Source organism: Sneathiella sp. (assembly GCF_036844445.1).
GTDB lineage: Bacteria > Pseudomonadota > Alphaproteobacteria > Sneathiellales > Sneathiellaceae > Sneathiella.
The window spans coordinates 30169-50546 of the sequence record NZ_DAIUFV010000009.1 but is presented as its reverse complement, the minus strand read 5'-3'; the positions used below and the strand labels follow the sequence as shown (position 1 = coordinate 50546).

Genomic DNA, 20378 nt, shown 5'->3' with positions numbered 1-20378 from the left:
CTGAAAGTCCTGTTACTTTCTCCCGTCCGGAAATTTGCGGCTGGCGAGGTCGCCGCCGAGGCCCCAGTCCTCTTTCGCGACATTCTGGATAATCACGTTGACGCTTGCTTCACTGCAGCCCGTGATCTCAACCATCGCATCGGTGATCCTGCGCACCAGCCGCTGCTTGGTCTCTGCATCGCGCCCTTCAAACATCTCAACCCGAACAATCGGCATTTCAGATCCTTCCCTGCATTCAGACAATATTACGCTCTTTCAGCGCGTTTCCAGTCACCAGCCGTTCAAAGCCGAGCCGCGAGAGGTCAAGGCTGCGAAATTCCCCGTGGATTATCAGCTCGGCAATGGCCCGCCCGACCGCCGGAGACTGCTGCAGCCCGTGGCCGGAAAATCCGTTGGCGAAATAAAAATTGCCGATCTCCGGATGGGCGCCGAGAACGGCGTTCTGATCGAGCAAATTATAGGCATAATGTCCGGCCCAGGCGCGTTCCATGCGGATTGCCTCGAAAGCGGGAACGCGATGGGCGAGGATCGGCCAGATATGCTCTTCGAACCAGCCGTAGTCGATCTCGAAATCGGTGCAATCCGGATCATCCTCGGCCGCGGGCGAACAGCCGGCGATAAACTGCCTGCCTTCGGGGCGGAAGTGGACGCCGCTCGGATCAATGACCAGCGGACAGCCGCTGATCGGTTCGCGGCAGCTGAAGGAATAGGCGTAGCGCTTGCGTGGCCGCACCGGGAGATCGACGCCGATCCAGCCGGCGACCGTCGCCGCGTCCGGACCCGCGGCGTTGACGACGCGCCCCGCAGCAATCGCCGAGCCATCGCCAAGGCGGACCGATGTTACGCTGTTGCCGTCCCGCTCAAGGCCGATGGCGGCAACCGCGCGATATTCCGCGCCGAGAGAGATTGCCTTTTTGCGAAACGCCTGATTGAGGCTGTAGGCGTCGAGCCAGCCTTCTCCGCTGAGACCGAGCGAGCCGCCGGCAAGATCGCTGACATTGAGCCACGGATATCCGCGTGCAAGATCGTCGGTATCGAGCAGGGCGACATTCACGCCAAGCCCACGCTGGATTGCATTGTTCGCGTAAAGTGTCGGAATATGTGGCTCCTGGGCGAGGAAAAGATACCCGCGCTCCTCGAAATTGACGCTCACCGGATCGCCGTCGACGCCGAGATAGCGTGTGATATCGGCAAGAAATTCCTCGGTGAATTTCGAGATCAGGATATTCTCCGGCGTCGAGAATTGCTGGCGGACGCCGCCCCATGAGCGGGCAGTCGAGCCGAATTCATAGGTCGGATCTTTTTCCAGCACCGTCACGCTGCCCGTGAAGCCCGGAGAGGCTTTCAGGAAATAGGCGATAGAGGAGCCGATGACGCCGCCGCCAATTATTACAATATCGCGGGTTGCTTCCATGAATTTTCCTGTCCATATAAGCTAGGGGATATAGCGTTGTCTGCCATATCCTTATATGCTAGATCGGACAGGTTATGATCAACTATTTCATTCTTGCGGCTCTTATCGCGACAGCGGCCGTTCTCCTCTTTGGAGTTCTGACCATGGCGCGCGGGGGCGAGTTTAACCGCCGTCATAGCAACAAGCTGATGCGGCTGCGCATCCTGATGCAGGCGATTTGCGTCGCGTTGATCATGCTCGGCTTCTGGCTGGCCGGCGCCTTTGACTAGTCGGGTCACATCCGGAATTTGAAAACGCATGGTAAAAATCGACAAAATTTATACGCGCGGCGGTGACAAGGGGCTGACGTCGCTCGGCGACGGCGCGCGCGTCAGCAAGACAGCCCCGCGGGTCGAGGCCTATGGCGACGTCGATGAAGTCAACGCAGTGATCGGCCTGGTGCGGCTGCATGTGGACGCCGCTGGCGACGTGCTGCTCTCGCGTATCCAGAATGATCTTTTTGATCTCGGGGCGGATCTTTGCACGCCGGAGAAGGAAAATCCGAAATATCCGCCGCTCCGCATCGTCCAGGAACAGGTCGACCGGCTGGAGCAGGAGATTGATCGCCTGAATGCGGAGCTTTCTCCGCTGAAGTCCTTTATCCTGCCCGGCGGCTCGGCGGCGTCCGCATATCTCCATCTTGCGCGTACCGTTTGCCGGCGCGCGGAGCGACGGATGATTGCGCTCGCCGATTCGGAGCCTGTTAATCCGGTTGCAATTGCCTATATCAACCGATTATCGGATTTTCTGTTTGTTTTGGGACGTTTTCTCAACAATAAGGGCAAGGAAGATATTTTATGGGTTCCCGGGGCAAACAGATAGGATACTTGCGAGCGCTTTAGGGTTGAAAAACGCGGCCCGGCTTGCGACAAGATGTACCAATTCGGCGAATTGACAGATAGTCGTTACCTATTTATTGTGCACTGCCGAATTTAAATATTTTACGTTCACAATTTCACGCTGCCGGGAAACGGGTTTCCGTCGGGTGTGAAAATATGACTCCGGGAGTAAACCGACCTATGAAAGTTCTCGTCGCTGTTAAACGTGTCGTGGACTACAACGTTAAGATCCGTGTGAAAGCGGACAAGACAGGTGTAGACCTCGCTAACGTCAAAATGTCCATGAACCCTTTCGACGAAATCGCTGTTGAAGAGGCGCTGCGCCTCCGCGAAGCAGGTGTGGCCACCGAAGTCGTCGCTGTCTCCGTCGGCCCGCAGGCCGCGCAGGAAACCCTGCGGACGGCGCTGGCAATGGGCGCCGATCGCGGGATTCTCGTGAAGACTGACGAAATCGTGGAGCCGCTCGGGGTTGCAAAGCTGATGAAGGCGATTGCCGAAGAAGAAAAGCCGGACCTCATCATCGTCGGCAAGCAGGCAATTGACGACGATTCGAACCAGACCGGCCAGATGCTGGCGGCGCTGCTGGGTTGGGCGCAGGGCACCTTCGCCTCGAAAGTCAGCCTTGAGAATGGCACGGCGCGCGTCACCCGTGAAATTGACGGTGGCCTGCAGACGATCGAACTCAAAATGCCGGCGGTTGTCACGACGGACCTGCGCCTCAACGAGCCGCGCTATGCGTCCCTGCCGAACATCATGAAGGCGAAGAAAAAGCCGATCGATGAGAAGACCCCGGCTGACCTCGGTGTCGATATCGCGCCGCGTCTTAAAACGCTGAAAGTGGAAGAGCCGGCAAAACGCGAAGCCGGTGTGAAAGTGGAATCTGTCGCCGAACTGGTCGACAAGCTGAAAAATGAAGCGGGGGTTATCTGATGACTGTTCTTGTTTTTGCCGATCATGATAATGCTGCGCTTGGCGGCGCAACGCTGAATGCGGTAACGGCTGCAACCAAACTCGGCGGCGATGTACATGTGCTTGTCGCAGGCAGCGGCTGCGCGGCAGTAGCGGATGAAGCGGCGAAGGTCGCGGGCGTCGCCAAGGTTCTGCTGGCCGACGATGCGCTCTATGCGAACAGCCTTGCCGAAAACACGGCCGCACTGATCGTTTCTCTCGCCGGCAGCTATGATGCGATCGTCGCGGCGGCCACTACGGCGGGCAAGAATATCCTGCCGCGCGTTGCCGCGCTTCTCGATGTCGCACAGATTTCCGAAATCACGCAGGTTGTCTCTGCGGACACCTTCGTGCGGCCGATCTATGCCGGTAACGCCATGGCGACCGTGCAGTCGAGCGATGCAAAGAAGGTGATCACCGTGCGCGGGACCAACTTCCCGGCCGCCGACGCGACGGGCGGCTCGGCCACCGTTGAAGCGGTTTCGGCCGCAGCCGATAGCGGTCTTTCCACCTTTGTCGGCGCAGAGCTTTCGAAATCCGAGCGGCCTGAGCTCACCGCCGCCAAAATTGTCATCTCCGGCGGCCGCGGCATGCAGTCGGGCGAGAATTTCGTCCTGCTGGAGCGGGTTGCCGACAAGCTCGGCGCTGCCGTCGGTGCAAGCCGCGCCGCCGTCGATGCGGGCTTCGTTCCCAACGACTACCAGGTCGGTCAGACCGGCAAGGTTGTCGCCCCGCAGCTCTATATCGCGGTCGGTATTTCCGGCGCGATCCAGCATCTGGCCGGCATGAAGGACAGCAAGGTGATCGTCGCGATCAACAAGGACGAGGAAGCGCCAATCTTCCAGATTGCCGACTATGGTCTCGTTGCCGATCTGTTCAAGGTACTGCCCGAGTTGGAAGCAGCCCTGTAATGCAGGTACGGGTCAGGTTTTGGCGGTATGATCGCGCTCACCTTTATGGCTGGAAATAGGCAATGATAAAAAAAGTAAGTGTGATTGGCGCAGGACGCATGGGCAACGGAATTGCCCATGTCATGGCGCTCGCAGATATCGACGTTTACCTGAACGATATCTCCGAGGAGCAGCTCAAAACTGCGATGGAGACGATCGAATACAACCTCAAGCGTCAGGTCGGTCGCGGCGCCCTGACCGAGGCGGACGTTGCCAAGGCCCTGACCCGTATCAACCCTGTTCAGGACGACACGCATCTTGGTGAAGTGGACCTGGTCATTGAGGCGGCGACCGAGAATGAGGAGATCAAGAAACAGATCCTCTCCAATCTCGGTCAAAAGCTGAAACCGGAAGCGATTATCGCGACCAACACCTCGTCCATTTCGGTCACCCGCCTTGCGGCGGTAACCGATCGGCCCGAAAAATTCATCGGGATGCATTTCATGAACCCGGTGCCGGTGATGCAGCTTGTCGAGCTGATCCGCGGCATCGCGACGAACGAAGAGACGTTCGAGACCATCCGCGAGCTGACCCTTCGGCTCAACAAGACACCGACCCCGGCGGAAGACTTCCCCGCCTTTATCGTCAACCGCATTCTCCTCCCGATGATCAACGAAGCGATCTACACGCTCTATGAGGGCGTCGGATCGGTGCGCGCGATCGATACGGCGATGCGGCTTGGCGCCAATCATCCGATGGGTCCGCTGCAGCTTGCCGACTTTATCGGGCTCGATGTCTGTCTCGCTATCATGCAGGTGCTCTATGAGGGTCTGGCCGATACGAAATACCGTCCCTGTCCGCTCCTCGTCAAATATGTCGAGGCCGGCTGGCTCGGGCAGAAATCGGGACGCGGCTTTTATGACTACACCGGCGATGAGCCGATACCGACACGGTAAGATCGTGATTTTGAGAAAAGGCCCGATTTTCCGGGTCTTTTTTTATGCCTTTTTCATGAGGCCAAAAAAAATCCCGACGGGCGCGCCTTCGGGATCTTTCTTGTTTATGTGCGAAAGGTCGATCAGGCGACTTCGAAAAGGCCTGCCGCGCCCATGCCGCCGCCGATGCACATGGTGATGACGACATATTTCACGCCGCGGCGCTTGCCTTCAATCAGCGCATGGCCGGTCATGCGGGCGCCCGACATGCCGTAAGGGTGCCCAATGGAGATCGCGCCGCCATTCACGTTCAGCAGCTCGTTCGGGATGCCAAGCTTGTCGCGGCAGTAAAGAACCTGGACCGCAAAGGCTTCGTTCAGCTCCCAAAGGCCGATGTCGTCCATCTTGAGGTTATGCCGCTCCAGCAGCTTCGGAATCGCGAAGACCGGGCCGATGCCCATCTCGTCCGGCTCACAGCCGGCGACAACAAGGCCGCGATAGATGCCGAGCGGCTCGATATTGCGCTTCTCGGCGAGCTTGCTGTCCATAACGACGCAGGCCGATGCGCCGTCGGAAAGCTGGCTCGCATTGCCGGCGGTTACAAAGCAGTCCTCGCCGAGAACCGGCTTCAGGCTGGAAAGCCCTTCCAGCGTCGTGCTCGGGCGGTTACCTTCGTCCTGCTTGAGGGTGACTTCCTCATACATCACCTGGCCGGTTTCCTTATTCTCGATCGCCTTGGTCGTCGTCATCGGGACGATTTCCTGATCGAAGCGGCCGGCTTCCTGCCCGGCGGCGGTGCGCATCTGACTCTGATAGCTGTATTCGTCCATCGCCTCGCGCGTGATGCCGTAGCGGGTCGCGACGGTTTCCGCCGTTTTCAGCATCGGATCGTAAATGGCGGGCTTGTTGGCCAGCAGCCAGTCGCTCTGCGAGCGGTAGCGGTTCGCATGTTCATTCTGGACAAGGCTGATGCTTTCCATGCCGCCGGCGACCATGACCGGCACGCGATCGACGAGGATGCGCTGCGCGGCCATCGAGATGGCCTGCAGGCCGGACGAGCAGAAGCGGTTCACGGTCGTTCCCGATGAGGTGATCGGCAGACCGGCGGTGAGCAGCGCCTGGCGGGCGATATTGCCGCCCATCGCCCCTTCGGGGTTGGCGACGCCCATGATCACATCCTCCACCTCGGCCGGATCGATGCCGGCCCGTGCGACCGCATGTTTGATGACATGGCCGCCGAGATCGGCGCCATGGGTATTGTTGAAGGCACCGCGATAGGCTTTGCCGATAGGTGTTCTTGCAGTGGATACGATAACGGCGTCTGCCATAGGTTTTCTCCTGTTACTTTTGTTTATGCGCCATGCCTGCATTATGGCGCGAAAATAAACCGAATTCTAGTGGGGCGGCGGATCAAAAGCGAGGCCGCGCGATAATCGGGAGCCTAGAGGATTTCCAGTACCTGCTCCGGCGGGCGACCGACACGGGCTTTGCCGTTTGCGAAAACGATCGGGCGCTCGATAAGTTTCGGGTGGTCGACCATCGCCTGAACAAGCGCATCATCGCTGAGAGACGCATCGGCGAGATTGAGGTCTTTATATTCCGCCTCGCCCTTTCGCATCAGATCGCGGGGTTTCATGTCGAGGAGCGCCAGAATCTCCTTGAGGCGCTTTGCGTCCGGCGGGGTCACGAGATATTCAATAACAACCGGCTCGATCCCCTTTTCCTGCAGGAGGGCGAGCGTCTGGCGGGATTTGCTGCAGCGCGGATTGTGGTAAATTTCAACAGACATTGTCTCAAAACTCCCTTGATTGCGGGTATATTGTCGCAAAGCCCCGCCAGTGTCCAGTCTCGCCGCGAGCGGCGCGGGGACAGCGGGCGGGGCGCGCATTGCTTGCACAGAGTTCTTGCGCAGTCTGCAATGATTGCCTATGTATCCGCCATGACATCTCCTCTTTTAACCCGGCGTGACCCGGGCAATTCGGGCATGCTGCCCCGCCTTGCCAACAAGATCGGCTTCGTCAACTGGCGCGGCTTCCTCACGTTGCTGTGGAAGGAAATTCATCGTTTTCTGAAGGTGCCGCTGCAGACCATCTTCGCGCCGATGATGACGTCTGTCCTCTTTCTTGCAATCTTCACGCTCGCCTTCGGCGGAAGCGGGCGGTATATCGGTGCGGTGAGCTTTGACGTCTTTCTCGCGCCGGGACTGATCATGATGGCGGTGATCCAGAACGCTTTTGCGAACACCTCCTCCTCGATCCTGATCTCGAAGGTGCAGGGGAATATCGTCGATATCCTGATGCCGCCGCTCTCCCCGACCGAGCTTACCCTTGCTTATGTGCTTGCGGGCGTTGCCCGCGGCGCGTGCGTCGCGCTTGTCGTTGCGGTGGCAGTCTGGCCGTTCGTCGATTTATCGGTGCATTCCTGGCCGGTGATTATCTATTACGTTTTTGCGGCCGGATTGATGCTTTCGCTTCTTGGCATCGCCGCCGGGATCATCTCCGACAAGTTCGACCATATGGCGGCGGTCACGAACTTCATCATCATGCCGCTTTCCTTCCTTTCAGGCACATTTTACTCGATCGAGCGTCTGACCGGCATCTGGTACCAGATCAGCCATCTCAACCCGTTTTTCTATATGATTGACGGCTTCCGCTACGGCTTTATCGGCACCTCCGACAGCGTCGTCTGGGTTGGCGCCCTTCTGATCGCGGCGGTTGATATTGCGCTTTATATCTTCGTTTGGGCGCTGATAAAAAGCGGATATCGCCTGAAAGCCTGAAAATATCAGCAAATATGCAAGAGATTGATTGACAGAAACCGGTCTGCTGTCAATACTTCCGCGCTTTCTGGTATCGGAAATTGGCGATTGCGCCGCTTTGTTTTTCGTGGAGAAAGCACATGATTCCCGCCTTGTTATCGAATTATGCTCCGGCCGACCTTTCCTTTGAAAAAGGCGAGGGGATGTATCTTTTCGGGAATGACGGCCGACGATACCTCGATTTTGCGGCCGGCATTGCGGTAAGCGCCCTCGGGCATGCGCATCCGCGCCTCGTTGCTGCGCTGGTTGAGCAGGCGAACAAGGTCTGGCATGTGTCGAACCTGTTCCGTATTCCGGGTCAGGAGGCGCTTGCGAAAAAGTTGGTCGATGCGACTTTTGCCGATGCCGCCTATTTCTGCAATTCCGGTCTTGAGGCGAATGAAGCTGCCATCAAGATGGTGCGGAAATATTTCAGCACCAACGGACAGCCGGAAAAATACCGCATCATCACCTTTGAGAATTCCTTTCACGGGCGCTCGCTCGCGACCATCGCGGCGGCCGGGCAGGCGAAGCTGCTGGACGGTTTCGGCCCTGTCGTCGACGGGTTCGATCATGTGCCGGTCGGGGATATCGAAAAGGTGAAAGCGGCGATCACCCCGCAAACCGCTGCGATTATGATCGAGCCCGTACTCGGTGAAGGCGGTATTCAGGTGGTTGAGCCGGAATTCATGCGCGCCCTTCGCAAACTCTGCGATGAGCATGACCTGCTGCTCGTACTCGATGAAATCCAGACCGGAATGGGCCGGACGGGCAAGCTCTTCGCCTATGAGCATTCAGGCATCACGCCGGATATTCTGACGGCCGCCAAGGCGCTCGGCGGCGGTTTCCCGGTCGGCGCGTGCCTTGCTGTTGAGAAGGTGGCAAAGACGATGACCGTTGGCAGCCACGGGTCCACCTATGGCGGCAATCCGCTTGCGATGGCGGTGGCCGGTGCAGTAGTCGATGTGATGACCGAAGAGGGCTTTCTCGATCATGTCGCCGAGATGGGCAATCATCTCAAGCAGGGGCTCGCCGGCATCATTGACCGTCACCCGGATATAGTCGAGGAAGTTCGCGGCATCGGGCTGCATATCGGCCTTAAATGCAAGGTCGAGAATACGGTGCTGCACAACAAGCTGCTGGAGCATGGAGTTCTCACCGCCAAGGGCGGCGATAACGTCATTCGCCTCCTGCCGCCGCTGATTGTCGAAGATGCGGAGATTTCAGAGTTTATCGATCGGCTGGATGCCGCCTGCACGGAGCTTGAAAATGACTGAGGCGTTGCATTTTCTGGACCTGCACGAAGTGTCGCGCGCAGATCTGCGGCGCATTATCGATGACGGCATTGCCCTTAAGGCCGCCCGCAAAGGGCTGCCGCGGGGCACGGTCGATCCCGAGGCGCCACTTGCCGGCCATACGTTGGCGGCGATTTTCGAGTTTCCCTCGACGCGCACGCGGGTCTCTTTCGACATGGCGATGCGCCAGCTCGGTGGCCATACCATCGTTCTCAACAGCGCGGATATGCAGCTCGGCCGCGGCGAGACCATCGCCGATACGGCGCGCGTACTCTCGCGCTATGTCGATGCGATCATGATCCGCACGGACAAGCATGCGAAACTGCTGGAGCTGGCGGAGAATGCGACGGTTCCGATCATCAACGGCCTGACCAACGACAGCCATCCCTGCCAGCTGATGGCCGATGTCATGACCTTCGAGGAGCATCGCGGGCCGATCCGCGACAAGGTCGTTGCCTGGTGCGGCGATGGCAACAATATGGTCACCTCCTGGATCCATGCCGCCGGGCAGTTCGATTTCGAGTTTCGCGTTGCCTGCCCCGACGAACTGGCGCCGGATCCGCGCGTGCTCGACTGGGCGAAGGAGACCGGCGCGCGGGTTCACGTCACCCGCGATGCGGCCGAGGCGGTCGCGGGCGCGCATTGCGTGGTTGCCGACACCTGGGTCTCGATGGGCGATGATGTCGCCAATCGCCATAATCTGCTCGCGCCCTATCAGATTGACGCGGCCTTGATGGCACGCGCATCGGGTGACGCCATCTTTATGCATTGCCTTCCCGCCCACCGCGGCGAGGAGGCGACAGCGGAGGTCATGGACGGTCCGCAGTCGGTCATTTTTGATGAGGCGGAGAACCGGCTGCATGCGCAAAAAGCGATTTTGCGCTGGTGCCTGCAAGGCTAGTCTTTCGCCTGCAACGTGAAGGAAAGCAGATGGCCGAACCGGGTCAGAAAATCATTACCGATAATCTTATCCAGCCGTTTCAGATGGCGAAATCGGGCGTGCGCGGCCGTGTCGTGCGCATGGGCAGCGTCGTGGACGCCATTCTCGATCGGCACGGCTATCCGGATGCGGTCGCCCGCTTTCTCGGCGAAGCGATTGTGCTTGCCGCGATGCTTGGCGGCGCGCTGAAGTTCGACGGGATCTTCACGGTGCAGACCAAGGGTGACGGCGCCATCACCATGATCGCGGCCGATATGACCACGCCCGGCAATATGCGCGGCTATGCCTCGTTCGATCCCGCGCGGCTGGAAGAACTCGTCGCAGGCGATATCGCCCCGACCGTCAGCAGCTATCTCGGCAGCGGCTATATCGCCTTTACGATTGATGCCGGTTCGGACCGCAAGCGTTACCAGGGAATTGTCGAATTGCAGGGCGACAGTCTTGCGGAATGTATGGAAAATTATTTCGACAAGTCCGAGCAAATTGAGACGCAACTGCGCGTGGCCGTCGAAAAGGTTGGCGGGAAATGGCGCGCGGGCGGCCTGATGATCCAGCGCCTGCCCGAAGAAAGCGCGGCGGAAATCAGCCAGGATTTTCACAATGAAGACTGGCGAAATGCGGAGGCGCTGGTCAACACGGTGACTGCCGACGAGTTGACGAGCAATGTTCTGAAATCGCCCGAGCTGTTGTATCGCCTGTTTCACGAGGAGGGTGTCTGGCTCTATGATCCGCAGGAGCTTGCCGATCACTGCAACTGCAGCGCCGAGCGAGTCGTGGCGACGCTCCGCACCTTCGCGCAAAGCGATCTGGCGGAGATGGCCATCGATGGTGTCATAACGGTCGACTGCCAGTTCTGTTCCAGCAAGTATCATATCCGCCCCGAGGATCTCTCGTGACATCGAGTTGATCGAGCTGTTGACAAGGAGAGGGTTGAATTTCCTTTATACCCCGTAATACAGTATGGCGGGTTTCCCTTCGTGAAAAGGTTTAGCGACATGGCAGGCATCAAGCGGTTTCTGATTGCGGTTTCCCTTTTGATGACAGGCGTTCTCGCCGGGTGCGTGCAGGCACCGCCGCAGCCCTCCTATCCGGATATTACCTTTCAGCATCTCCGCCCGATTTACCTCGATGTCGGGGAAATCCGGATCGTTGACGAATTCCGCGCCCCCTTGCAGCGGCCGCATGTCGAGCATGAACTGCCGGTTTCCATCAATCACGCCATTCGCAACTGGGTGAGCGATCGCCTCAAAACGACCGGCAACAGCGCGGCGGTTGCGATTGTCACGATCCGCGATGCGAGCGCGCTCGAAAAGGAACTCGACAAGGCAGCCGGGCTGCGCGGGCTGGTGACCAAAAGCCAGTCGGAGCTCTATGAATTTCACGCCCTCGTTGAAGTCAAAGTAAACGAAATTTCCGGCGCCTATGCCGTTGCGACTGCCGAGGTGACGCGCAGCAAGTCCGTTCCTGAAGGGATTACGCTGAACGAGCGGGAGAAGATGTATTACACGCAAGTAAACGCCCTGATGCAGGCATTCGATCAGGAAATGGAGAAAAATATCCGCGCCTATATGGGGACATATCTCCGTTAATGAGTGAACGCGCCGTCCCATTGTGGCGGCGGCGCGTTTCCCGCTTGTCGGCGCGCGCATTTTGACCTAGCCTCAGCCAGCTAAATCAAACGATTGATCCGGTAGCATGACCGACGCTCAAAAATCTGCCTCAGACAGGATGCTGGACGTTGCGGGCCGCCTCTTCGCGACGCGCGGCTTTGGCGCCGTGTCGACGCGCGAAATCGCCAAGGCGGCGGCGGTCAACCTGTCCGCCATTTCCTATCATTTCGACAGCAAGGAAGGACTTTACCGGGCGGTTTTCGAAAAGCTGGTCCGCGACCTGAAGCCGCTTCGGATGGATCTTGCCCTGCTCTTGGAGCAGCGGCTCGCCTCCGCTGGCGGCGACCGCAGGGACTATGCCGATATGATGGAGAAGTTCGTCGCCCGCCTTGTTGATGATGCGCTTTCCGATGACGGGCGCTGGCGGACACGGCTGATCCTGCGGGAGCTGGACATTCCGGGCGAGGGATTTCACATCCTCATGGACGGGCATATCAATGTGATCGCGGATCTTCTCGCGATCCTCGTTGCGCGCCTGCAGGGCGGGGCGGCGGGTCAGGCAGCAGCGCGTCTTGATGCGGCGCTTCTCCTTCTTCTCTGTCTGCAGCAGGCGGGCGGGGTGGAGCTGATAAAAGCGCGCGTGGGCTGGCAGGAGTTTGCGGCCGCGGAGCGAGAGAAGACCAGGGAGCGGGTCACAAAGCTGGTTATCACTGCGCTCGGGCTGGCCTGAGCCCCGCCTCAGCGGAGCCAGAAGCGGCGCGAGAAAAGCACCAGAACAGTAAACAGCTCCAGCCGGCCGAGCAGCATGGCGATTGCCATGATCCACTTTGCCGGATCCGACAGCGAGCGGAAGTTACCCGACGGGCCGACAATGTCGCCAAGTCCCGGCCCGACGTTGGTAATCGCCGCGGCGGCGCTCGATATGGCGGTGATGAAGTCAACACCGGTCAGGCTGATGCCGATGGCCGTCAATCCGAATAGCGCAAAGAAGAGAAAAATAAAGCTCGCGACCGAGGTAATGGCTTCCTCCGGCAGGGCGCGGCCGTTATAGCGCGGCACGACAATGCCGTTCGGGCGGACGAGCTGGATCAATCGGCAGCGCAGGGTTTCAACGACGATCTGGATGCGAAAGATCTTGATGCTGCACGACGCCGATCCGGCGCAGCCCCCAGTGAACATGAGAAAGAAGAAGGCGGCGACGCTGAACCCTCCCCACTGGCTGTAATCGACAGTCGCGTAGCCGGTTCCTGTAATGACTGACGTGACGCTGAAGGTCGCATGGCGCAGGGCGTCGAAGAAGGGGATGCGGCTGTGCAGCAGTTGCCAGCAGACGAGAAGCGCAATGCCCGTGAGGATGAGCGAGAGAAACCAGCGGATCTGGCTGTCCATCAGGAAATCGCCGGGGTTGCCCTTCAAAAAATGCAGATACATCAGGAACGGCATCGCCCCCATGATCATAAAGACGACCATGATGCTCTCGACGAGCGGATTGTTGAAATGTCCTGCCGACTGGTCGGCGGTGGAAAAACCGCCGGTCGAGAGCGTCGTCATCGCATGGTTGACGGCATCGAACAGGCTCATGCCGGCCCCCCAGAGGGCGAGCGCGCAAATTATACTGAGCGTGAGATAGATGAAGGCGATTGCCTTCACGATGTTGGCGACGCGCGGCAGCATTTTCTCCGATGTGGCGTCCGATGCCTCCATCCGGAAAAGCTGCATGCCGCCGACGCGAAGCAGCGGCAGGATGGAAATCGCCATGACGATAATCCCGATCCCGCCGAACCATTGCAGCAGCGAACGCCAGATCAGCACGCCGGGCGGCAGGGTCTCGAGATCGATGAGAATTGTCGCGCCCGTGGTCGTCAGTCCGGACATCGCCTCGAAAAAGGCATCCGTGAGCGACAGGTCGAGCGTGCCGAAGGTGAGCGGAAGCGCCGCCGCTGCGGGAAGCACGATCCAGGCCGCGGTCGTCAAGACAAAGGCCTGACGTCGGTCGAGCATCAGCCCGCTGCCGCGGTTCGAGAGAAACAGTCCGCCGCCAATAAAGAACAGAACCACCGCGGAGATAAGAAACATCTGCCAGTCGGGATGACCGACGCCGAGATCGACGGCGGCCGGGACCAGCATCGTTACGCCCGTGAAAACGAGCAGGAGGCCGATAATTGTCAGGATCAGACGAAAGTCGGTCACGGCCCGATTGGCCTTCAGCCTTTATCGATGAAAGAGAGCAGTTCGCGCCGGGTGATGTCGGAGCGGCGAAAGACCCCCAGCATGGTGCTGGTGATCATTGTGACACCATCCTTATGTACGCCCCGCGTTGTCATGCATTGATGGGCACTTTCAATAATGACGGCGACGCCCTTCGGCTGCAGGGCGCGCTCGATCGTCTCGGCGATCTGCCGGGTCAGCTTCTCCTGGATTTGCAGCCGTTTGGCATAGGCATCGACAACGCGGGCAAGTTTCGAGATGCCGACGACACGGTTGCTCGGCATATAGGCGACATGGGCAACCCCGATAATCGGCACCATGTGATGCTCGCAATAGCTTTCGACCCGGATGTCTTTCAGAACGACCATCTCGTCATATCCGTTTACCTCTTCGAAGGTGCGGGCGAGATAGGCATCGGGGTCTTCATTGTAGCCGGCGAAAAACTCAAGGTAGGAGCGGACGACCCGGTCGGGGGTTCCGCGCAAGCCCTCCCGCGTCGGATCATCGCCCGCCCAGCGGATCAGCGTGCGCACCGCATCTTCGGCCTGCTCCTTGGTCGGACGGTCCTTGGCCGGAGCGCCGGGGTGAGAATGTTTGGTCATGGTACCTGATTCCTAACTTGTGATGTGCGCGGCGGATCAGTGAAGGGATGAAATCGCCCCGGGGCTGTCCAGCGAGAAGGCGGGGATATCAACGGAGAAAAGGTTGCCCGATTCTTCTTCCATGTCATAGCTGCCAACCATGATGCCGGACGGCGTCGAGAGCGGCGTGCCGCTGGTATACTCATAAGACTCGCCCGGCGCAAGGACAGGCTGTTCCCCGACCACGCCCTCGCCGTCAACGGTTTCCGAGCGGCCTGTGGCATCGGTGATCCGCCAGTGACGATAGCGGAGCGTCACCGTGCTGGATCCCTTGTTTTCGATCCGAACCTGGTAGGCCCAGACATAAAGATTGTCTGCTGGCCGGGAGCGATCCTGAAGAAAGATCGGCGTCACCGACACCTCTATATTCTCTGTGATCTTGCTGTAAAGGCCAGATACCGTCATGTTACTTTCCTTGCGCGACCTGCCCGATGAGCCCGGCTCCCCCTGAATATCGCGCCAAGGGGCAAATTTGTCCAGTAAATCGGACAGGTCGCTGCCGCAACCGATCGCGGCTCGTCAGCCGGCGATCGGCCCGAGCGCTTCTCCAAGATCGTCAATCAGGTCGGCCGCATCCTCAAGCCCGACCGAGAGACGGAGCATGCTTTCGCTGATGCCGAGCCGTTCCTTCGTCGCGAGATCGACGCTCGAATGGGTCGTCGTCATCGGATGGGTGATGAGGGATTTTGCATCGCCGAGGTTGTTGCTGATGTCGATCAGCGACAGCCGATTGAGCGCGGCGAAAGTTTCCGCCCGGCCACCCTCGATTTCAAACGCGATGAGCGAGCCGCCGCGGGACATCTGCGCGCGCGCCAGCGCATGCTGCGGATGGCTTTCAAGGCCCGGATAAATCACTTTCCTGACCGCCGGATGGGCGGCGAGAAAATCGGCGATCTTTTCCGCATTGTCGCAATGTTTCTGGACGCGCAGGTCAAGCGTTTCGATACCTTTAAACAGGTTCCATGCATTGAAGGGGCTCAGCGCCGGACCCGTATGCTTGAGGTATGGGGCGAGCGTCTCTTCGATGAATTCCTCGGCGCCAAGAATGATGCCGCCAAGACATCGGCCCTGCCCGTCAATATGCTTCGTCGCGGAATAGACGACGATGTCGGCGCCAAGGTTAAGCGGATGCTGCAGCACCGGCGTTGCAAACACATTGTCGACGATCACCTTCGCGCCAACTTTGTGCGCGATCTCGGAAATGGCGGCGATATCCATCACCTCAAGGCACGGATTAGACGGCGTCTCAAGAAAAACGCACGCGGTTTTGTCGGTGACGGCGTTCTTCCACTGGTCGATATCGGTCCCGTCGATCAGCGTCGTATGGATGCCAAAGCGCGGCAGGATTGTCTCGATGATATAGAGGCAGGACCCAAACAGCGCGCGCGGCGCGACGACATGATCGCCGGCTTTCAGCAGCGACATCAGCGCCCCGTTGACCGCCGCCATTCCGCTCGCCGTCGCGCGGGCCGATTCGGCCCCCTCCTCGAGAAGGATCATGCGGTTCTCGAACATCGACAGCGTCGGGTTGGCGTAGCGCGAGTAGATATAGCCCTGATTGTCACCCGTGAAGCGGCCGGCCGCCTGCTCGGCGCTGTCATAAACGAAGCCGGAATTCAGAAAAATGGCTTCGCTCGTCTCGTTAAACTGCGATCGTTTCGTTCCGCCGCGCACCAGTTTTGTGGCGGTCCGATATTTTTTGACGCAAGGCGTCGTCCTTTCATCTTTTGTCATGTCATTACCCTCGAGGCACAAAAAAACCCCGACCAATAGATCAGGGTTCCCGTGAGCCCCGACCTTTTAGCGTTTTCTTTAACGTGGCCGCAAGCCGGTCGGCACAAATCACCACGGGAAAAATGATTATCGCCAGCTTTTGCCGCTGTCAAGAAATTCTGTTGTTCTAATGAAAGGAGAATATCAACCTGTGGCGCGGCGCTTCAAATACATCGTCCCGCGCGAGTCCGGGCGGTGAAAAAGAGAGGGCGCGCGCCTTTCAATACTCTTGACGGTGCGCCCGCTTTGGTGCACTTAAGAGGCGTCGCGGGTGTAGCTCAATGGTAGAGCAGGAGCTTCCCAAGCTTAAGACGAGGGTTCGATTCCCTTCACCCGCTCCAATGATCCGACGTTTCTATTCTTTCCCAACCATATTCTCGGGGCGGACCCAGTCATCGAACTGTTCGGCGGTGAGCAGGCCAAGGGCAAGCGCCGCTTCCTTCAGGCTGCTGTTGTCGGCATGGGCCTTCTTGGCGATTTTGGCCGCGTTATCATAGCCGATATGCGGATTGAGCGCCGTCACCAGCATCAGCGACTGCGCCATCAACTCATCGATCCGCGTCCGGTTCGCCTCGATCCCGACAACGCAATTGTCGGTGAAACTCAGAAGCGCATCGCCGAGCAGGCGAATGGATTGCAGGACGTTGTAGATCATCACGGGCTTGAAGGCATTGAGCTCGAAATGGCCGTTGGATCCGGCAACGGTGACGGTGACGTGATTGCCCATGACCTGCGCCGCGACCTGCGTGATGGCCTCGCTCTGCGTCGGGTTGACCTTTCCCGGCATGATCGATGAGCCGGGTTCATTCGCCGGCAGGATCAGCTCGCCAAGGCCGCTGCGCGGGCCGCTTGCAAGGAAACGGATGTCGTTGGCGATTTTCATCAGGCTCGTCGCAAGGACGTTGAGCGTTCCTGATAGTTCCACCAGCGCATCATGGGCGGCGATCGCTTCAAACTTGTTCTCGGCGCTGGTGAACGGCAGGCCGGTCAGCCGGGTGATGTTGGTGATGAATGTTTCCGCGAAACCGGGCGCAGCGTTGAGACCGGTCCCGACGGCGGTGCCCCCTTGCGCAAGTTCCAGCAGGCGGGGCAGACAGTCTCTCACCCGCGCCATGCCAAGCTCAACCTGCCGGGCGTAGCCCGAGAATTCCTGTCCGAGGGTGATCGGGACGGCGTCCTGCGTGTGGGTTCGGCCAATCTTCACGATATCATCGAACGCGGTGACCTTGTCCTGCAACGCCTGGTGCAGATGGTTGAGGGCGGGCAGCAAATGATGGCTTGTCTGCTCCGCCGCGGCGATGGACATGGCGGTCGGAAAGCTGTCGTTGGAGCTTTGTCCCATATTGACGTGATCATTGGGATGGACAGGGCTCTTGCTGCCGCGCGGGCTGCCAAGAATTTCGTTGGCGCGGTTGGCGATCACCTCATTGGCGTTCATGTTGCTTTGTGTGCCCGATCCCGTCTGCCAGATGACGAGCGGAAAATGATCGAGAAGGTCGCCGTTGATCACCTCATCGGCGGCCATGATGATGGCGTCCGCGAGACGGGACTCGTGATTGCCGAGCATCTGGTTGCTGAGCGCTGCCGCCTTCTTTTGCAGGCCGAGGGCGCGAATCAGCGGGGCAGGGAGCGTCTCGCCGCCGATCCTGAAATTCTCAAGCGAGCGTTCCGTCTGCGCGCCCCAGTAGCGATCGGCCGGCACAGCGATTTCACCCATGGTATCCGTTTCAATGCGGGTTTCGGACATGCTTCGTCTCCTTCATTGCGGCGCCCCGGGGAATGAAATGGGTCTATGTCGTGCTATAGAGCACGACGAAATGCAGCAGAAGATAGAGGGCAATCGCGATCAGGAAGAGATTGATCGTCCGGTCAGCGGCCTTGCCCATCTCTTTCAGCTTTCTCGCAAACAGGATACGCGCAATGAAGAGGACCGCAAAGGCGATAGAGAGAATTTTTAAGATCATTCCGCCGCCGCAGACGCCGGGCGGTCAGGCGCCGCCGCCGGGGTATCGCTCGGGACATAAACAGAAATGTCGTCTCCTCCTCGTGATTTCGCCTCATACATCTGATTGTCGGCGATATCGACCAGCGCCGTCCAATCCGCGACACTCACGCTCTGGCGATCGACGATGCCGAAACTTGCCGTTACCATCTTGCCGTCCGGCCGCAGTCCGAGGCCGATATTGCGCAGGCGCCGCATGGACTTCATCGCCCCCGCAGCATCGGTATTGGGAAGAAGTACCACAAATTCCTCACCGCCCCAACGGATAACGACATCCGATCCGCGTGCATTCCGACGAATATTGGTCGCGGCATTGGCGAGCACCCGGTCCCCCGCTTCATGGCCATAGCGGTCGTTGATGGATTTAAAATTGTCGATGTCGATAAAGACGAGGGAGAAAGGCGTGTTCTGGCGCTTGGAAATGCGGAACTGGACATCGATGATTTCCTCGCCGCTGTTGCGGCTGTAAACGCCGGTCAGCGTGTCGATCGAGGCGTGATCGATGAGAAGAGACATGTAGAGCTGCTGGCTGATGGCGCCGAACGCGGCGAGCAGGCCGGCTGCCGAAAGGGTGAGAAGAATACCGACGCGCTGGCCCTGATCGGCGCTTTCCGGCATGAGAACAAGGATCAGCATCTGAACAACGAACAGGAGGGCAAGGAGCAGGACGCTTTCTTTGACAGTCAGCGGAAATGTCGCAATGCAGGCGATGATAAGAAATGGGAAGAGGGCATAGCCGGCCGCGGCGAGACTTGTCGCCCCGAGGATGTTCATGGTGCCGAGAAGCGGCTGGTACATGGCCTGGAACGCGAGCAGAATGGCAAAGAAAATGCCAATCGCACGGTACGCGTCGCGGAGGCTCTCGCCCTTCGAGATCCCGAAATAAAGCGCGAGGAACAACACCGCGATCAGGCCCCGTGTGATGCCGAGAATTTGTGCCGCCTCGCTATCGAACGTCAGCATGTCGAGCAGATAGCCGAGCGGAAATGCGAAGGCCGAGACGAGGCTCAGAAAGCGCACCCGTGAGAGAATGACGCGGGCGCGGCGGCGCTTGAGCAGCGGCGAGTGGCTGCGGGTCGAGAAAAGTCGATCGAGCCCTTCCAGCGACAGCGCCTGACGCCCGCCGCCCGAAAAGACGTTATAAATGAATACCAGCATAGGATGCCCCCTCCCATCGTCTTCTTCATACCAAATAATACGGGTAATGAATAATGCTTTTACGCGGGAGGAGGCGGTTGTCAGAAGTTAGCGCGGCCGCTTGATGAAGGCGGTCATCATGCGCGCGGGTTCGTCGCTCTCATAAGCGCGCGCGAAAGCGTCGATGCCGAGCTGGATACCATCCTCGAGCGAGTTATTCTCCCAGTCATTGCAGAGCTGCTTCTGGATTGCCATGGCGTTGCGGCCGCCTTCGAGAATTTCCTCGATGGCGGTCTCGACCGTGGCATCGAGCGCCTCGTCATCGCAGAGCCGCTGCACGAGACCTGCGGTGTAAGCCTCTTCCGCGCTGATGCTGCGGGCGCTGAGAACAAGATCGCGGGCAAGGTTGAGCCCGAGGATGCGGGGCAGCAGCGCCGCTTCGACGACCGAGGGGATGCCGACGCGGACTTCCGGCATCGCGAAGGAGGCGGACCTCCGGGCAACGACGATATCGCAGGCCGCTGCAAGCTCCATCCCGGCGCCGAGGCAGAAGCCGTTGACCCGCGCGATAACCGGGGCGTGGAAGAAGCGCGCCTTGCGGCAGGTCATATGGACGCTGGTGATGAATTTGCGCGCCGATGCCGGATCAAGGCCGGCCATCTCGGTAATATCGGCGCCGCCGATAAAGCTTTTCTCGCCTGCGCCCGTAATGACCAGCACGGCGATATCCTTGTCGGTGCTCAGGCGATCGATCGCCTCGCCGAACTGTTCGATGACGGTGCTGTTGAGGATATTCAGCTTCCGCTGGTTGTCGATCGTCAGCCGCGCGACTTTACCGTGCGTTCTTTCTTCCAATTCGGTCAGAATGAAGTTGGCCATTGTCTTCTCCAAGATTACTATTACGTTATGA

General features: G+C 59.0%; 23 protein-coding genes, 1 tRNA gene and 1 riboswitch. Of the genes, 12 read left to right on the top strand and 12 right to left on the bottom strand.

Annotated elements, in window-relative coordinates; all coding sequences use genetic code 11:
• Positions 1–12 precede the first annotated feature (12 nt).
• Together V7Z56_RS15030 and V7Z56_RS15025 are read right to left on the bottom strand one after the other, a co-directional pair.
• Entirely contained in the window at positions 13–216 is a 204-nt protein-coding gene (locus V7Z56_RS15030) for a 2-hydroxymuconate tautomerase (RefSeq protein WP_334130367.1), read from the bottom strand.
• A 19-nt stretch (positions 217–235) separates the two neighbouring features.
• A complete protein-coding gene (locus V7Z56_RS15025) occupies positions 236–1414 on the bottom strand; it encodes an NAD(P)/FAD-dependent oxidoreductase (RefSeq protein ID WP_334130366.1) in 1179 nt (392 codons plus the stop codon).
• 74 nt (positions 1415–1488) lie between these two features.
• Here V7Z56_RS15025 and V7Z56_RS15020 point away from each other — a divergent pair, with 74 nt between their 5' ends.
• The 5 genes from V7Z56_RS15020 to V7Z56_RS15000 all read left to right on the top strand — a co-directional run bounded on the left by V7Z56_RS15020 (position 1489) and on the right by V7Z56_RS15000 (position 5086).
• Positions 1489–1683, top strand: coding sequence for a twin transmembrane helix small protein (locus V7Z56_RS15020; RefSeq protein ID WP_334130365.1), 195 nt, complete (start codon positions 1489–1491; stop codon positions 1681–1683).
• Positions 1684–1711: 28 nt separating this feature from the next.
• Complete coding sequence (locus V7Z56_RS15015) at positions 1712–2275, top strand: cob(I)yrinic acid a,c-diamide adenosyltransferase (RefSeq protein WP_334130364.1); 564 nt, start codon at positions 1712–1714, stop codon at positions 2273–2275.
• Positions 2276–2472: 197 nt separating this feature from the next.
• A complete protein-coding gene (locus V7Z56_RS15010) occupies positions 2473–3222 on the top strand; it encodes an electron transfer flavoprotein subunit beta/FixA family protein (RefSeq protein WP_334130363.1) in 750 nt (249 codons plus the stop codon).
• Entirely contained in the window at positions 3222–4151 is a 930-nt protein-coding gene (locus tag V7Z56_RS15005; RefSeq protein ID WP_334130361.1) for an electron transfer flavoprotein subunit alpha/FixB family protein, read from the top strand. The genes V7Z56_RS15010 and V7Z56_RS15005 overlap by 1 nt, the downstream gene beginning before the upstream one ends.
• A gap of 62 nt (positions 4152–4213) precedes the next feature.
• On the top strand, positions 4214–5086 hold the full coding sequence (locus tag V7Z56_RS15000; RefSeq protein WP_334130360.1) for a 3-hydroxybutyryl-CoA dehydrogenase: 873 nt from the start codon (positions 4214–4216) through the stop codon (positions 5084–5086).
• A 122-nt stretch (positions 5087–5208) separates the two neighbouring features.
• Here V7Z56_RS15000 and V7Z56_RS14995 read toward each other — a convergent pair whose 3' ends face one another.
• Together V7Z56_RS14995 and arsC are read right to left on the bottom strand one after the other, a co-directional pair.
• Positions 5209–6393 carry an acetyl-CoA C-acyltransferase gene (locus V7Z56_RS14995; protein WP_334130359.1) on the bottom strand — a complete coding sequence of 395 codons (1185 nt, stop codon included), beginning with the start codon at positions 6391–6393 and terminating at the stop codon, positions 5209–5211.
• Positions 6394–6506: 113 nt separating this feature from the next.
• Entirely contained in the window at positions 6507–6854 is a 348-nt protein-coding gene (arsC, locus tag V7Z56_RS14990; protein ID WP_334130358.1) for an arsenate reductase (glutaredoxin), read from the bottom strand.
• A 195-nt stretch (positions 6855–7049) separates the two neighbouring features.
• On the opposite strand from arsC, the gene V7Z56_RS14985 reads away from it, so the two are divergent.
• From V7Z56_RS14985 to V7Z56_RS14960, 6 genes are all read left to right on the top strand, one after another.
• Positions 7050–7844 (top strand): ABC transporter permease, encoded by a 795-nt coding sequence (locus V7Z56_RS14985; RefSeq protein ID WP_334130356.1) that lies wholly within the window; start codon positions 7050–7052, stop codon positions 7842–7844.
• A 119-nt stretch (positions 7845–7963) separates the two neighbouring features.
• Entirely contained in the window at positions 7964–9139 is a 1176-nt protein-coding gene (locus V7Z56_RS14980) for an aspartate aminotransferase family protein (RefSeq protein ID WP_334130355.1), read from the top strand.
• Positions 9132–10058 carry an ornithine carbamoyltransferase gene (gene argF, locus V7Z56_RS14975; protein WP_334130354.1) on the top strand — a complete coding sequence of 309 codons (927 nt, stop codon included), beginning with the start codon at positions 9132–9134 and terminating at the stop codon, positions 10056–10058. The genes V7Z56_RS14980 and argF overlap by 8 nt, the downstream gene beginning before the upstream one ends.
• Before the next feature lie 29 nt (positions 10059–10087).
• Positions 10088–10993, top strand: a complete 906-nt coding sequence (gene hslO, locus V7Z56_RS14970) for an Hsp33 family molecular chaperone HslO (RefSeq protein ID WP_334130353.1) — start codon at positions 10088–10090, stop codon at positions 10991–10993.
• Positions 10994–11092: 99 nt separating this feature from the next.
• Positions 11093–11686, top strand: coding sequence for a hypothetical protein (locus tag V7Z56_RS14965; RefSeq protein ID WP_334130352.1), 594 nt, complete (start codon positions 11093–11095; stop codon positions 11684–11686).
• A 106-nt stretch (positions 11687–11792) separates the two neighbouring features.
• A complete protein-coding gene (locus V7Z56_RS14960) occupies positions 11793–12437 on the top strand; it encodes a TetR/AcrR family transcriptional regulator (RefSeq protein ID WP_334130351.1) in 645 nt (214 codons plus the stop codon).
• Positions 12438–12445: 8 nt separating this feature from the next.
• On the opposite strand, the gene V7Z56_RS14955 is transcribed toward V7Z56_RS14960, so the two are convergent.
• From V7Z56_RS14955 to metZ, 4 genes are all read right to left on the bottom strand, one after another.
• On the bottom strand, positions 12446–13897 hold the full coding sequence (locus V7Z56_RS14955; RefSeq protein WP_334130349.1) for a TrkH family potassium uptake protein: 1452 nt from the start codon (positions 13895–13897) through the stop codon (positions 12446–12448).
• Between the two features lie 14 nt (positions 13898–13911).
• Complete coding sequence (folE, locus tag V7Z56_RS14950) at positions 13912–14517, bottom strand: GTP cyclohydrolase I FolE (protein ID WP_334130348.1); 606 nt, start codon at positions 14515–14517, stop codon at positions 13912–13914.
• A 36-nt stretch (positions 14518–14553) separates the two neighbouring features.
• Positions 14554–14961, bottom strand: a complete 408-nt coding sequence (gene apaG, locus V7Z56_RS14945) for a Co2+/Mg2+ efflux protein ApaG (protein WP_334130347.1) — start codon at positions 14959–14961, stop codon at positions 14554–14556.
• A gap of 114 nt (positions 14962–15075) precedes the next feature.
• Positions 15076–16290 carry an O-succinylhomoserine sulfhydrylase gene (metZ, locus tag V7Z56_RS14940; protein WP_334130345.1) on the bottom strand — a complete coding sequence of 405 codons (1215 nt, stop codon included), beginning with the start codon at positions 16288–16290 and terminating at the stop codon, positions 15076–15078.
• Between the two features lie 46 nt (positions 16291–16336).
• A riboswitch (SAM riboswitch) is annotated at positions 16337–16415 on the bottom strand.
• 181 nt (positions 16416–16596) lie between these two features.
• Between metZ and V7Z56_RS14935 the strand changes: the two genes are divergently transcribed.
• Positions 16597–16670 (top strand) — tRNA-Gly (locus V7Z56_RS14935).
• A 14-nt stretch (positions 16671–16684) separates the two neighbouring features.
• On the opposite strand, the gene fumC is transcribed toward V7Z56_RS14935, so the two are convergent.
• From fumC to V7Z56_RS14915, 4 genes are all read right to left on the bottom strand, one after another.
• Positions 16685–18076, bottom strand: a complete 1392-nt coding sequence (fumC, locus tag V7Z56_RS14930; protein ID WP_334130344.1) for a class II fumarate hydratase — start codon at positions 18074–18076, stop codon at positions 16685–16687.
• Positions 18077–18119: 43 nt separating this feature from the next.
• Entirely contained in the window at positions 18120–18293 is a 174-nt protein-coding gene (locus V7Z56_RS14925; protein WP_334130343.1) for a hypothetical protein, read from the bottom strand.
• Positions 18290–19489 carry a GGDEF domain-containing protein gene (locus tag V7Z56_RS14920; RefSeq protein WP_334130342.1) on the bottom strand — a complete coding sequence of 400 codons (1200 nt, stop codon included), beginning with the start codon at positions 19487–19489 and terminating at the stop codon, positions 18290–18292. Before V7Z56_RS14920 ends, V7Z56_RS14925 begins: the two co-directional genes overlap by 4 nt.
• Positions 19490–19576: 87 nt before the next feature.
• Entirely contained in the window at positions 19577–20347 is a 771-nt protein-coding gene (locus tag V7Z56_RS14915) for an enoyl-CoA hydratase (protein ID WP_334130341.1), read from the bottom strand.
• Positions 20348–20378 lie beyond the last annotated feature (31 nt).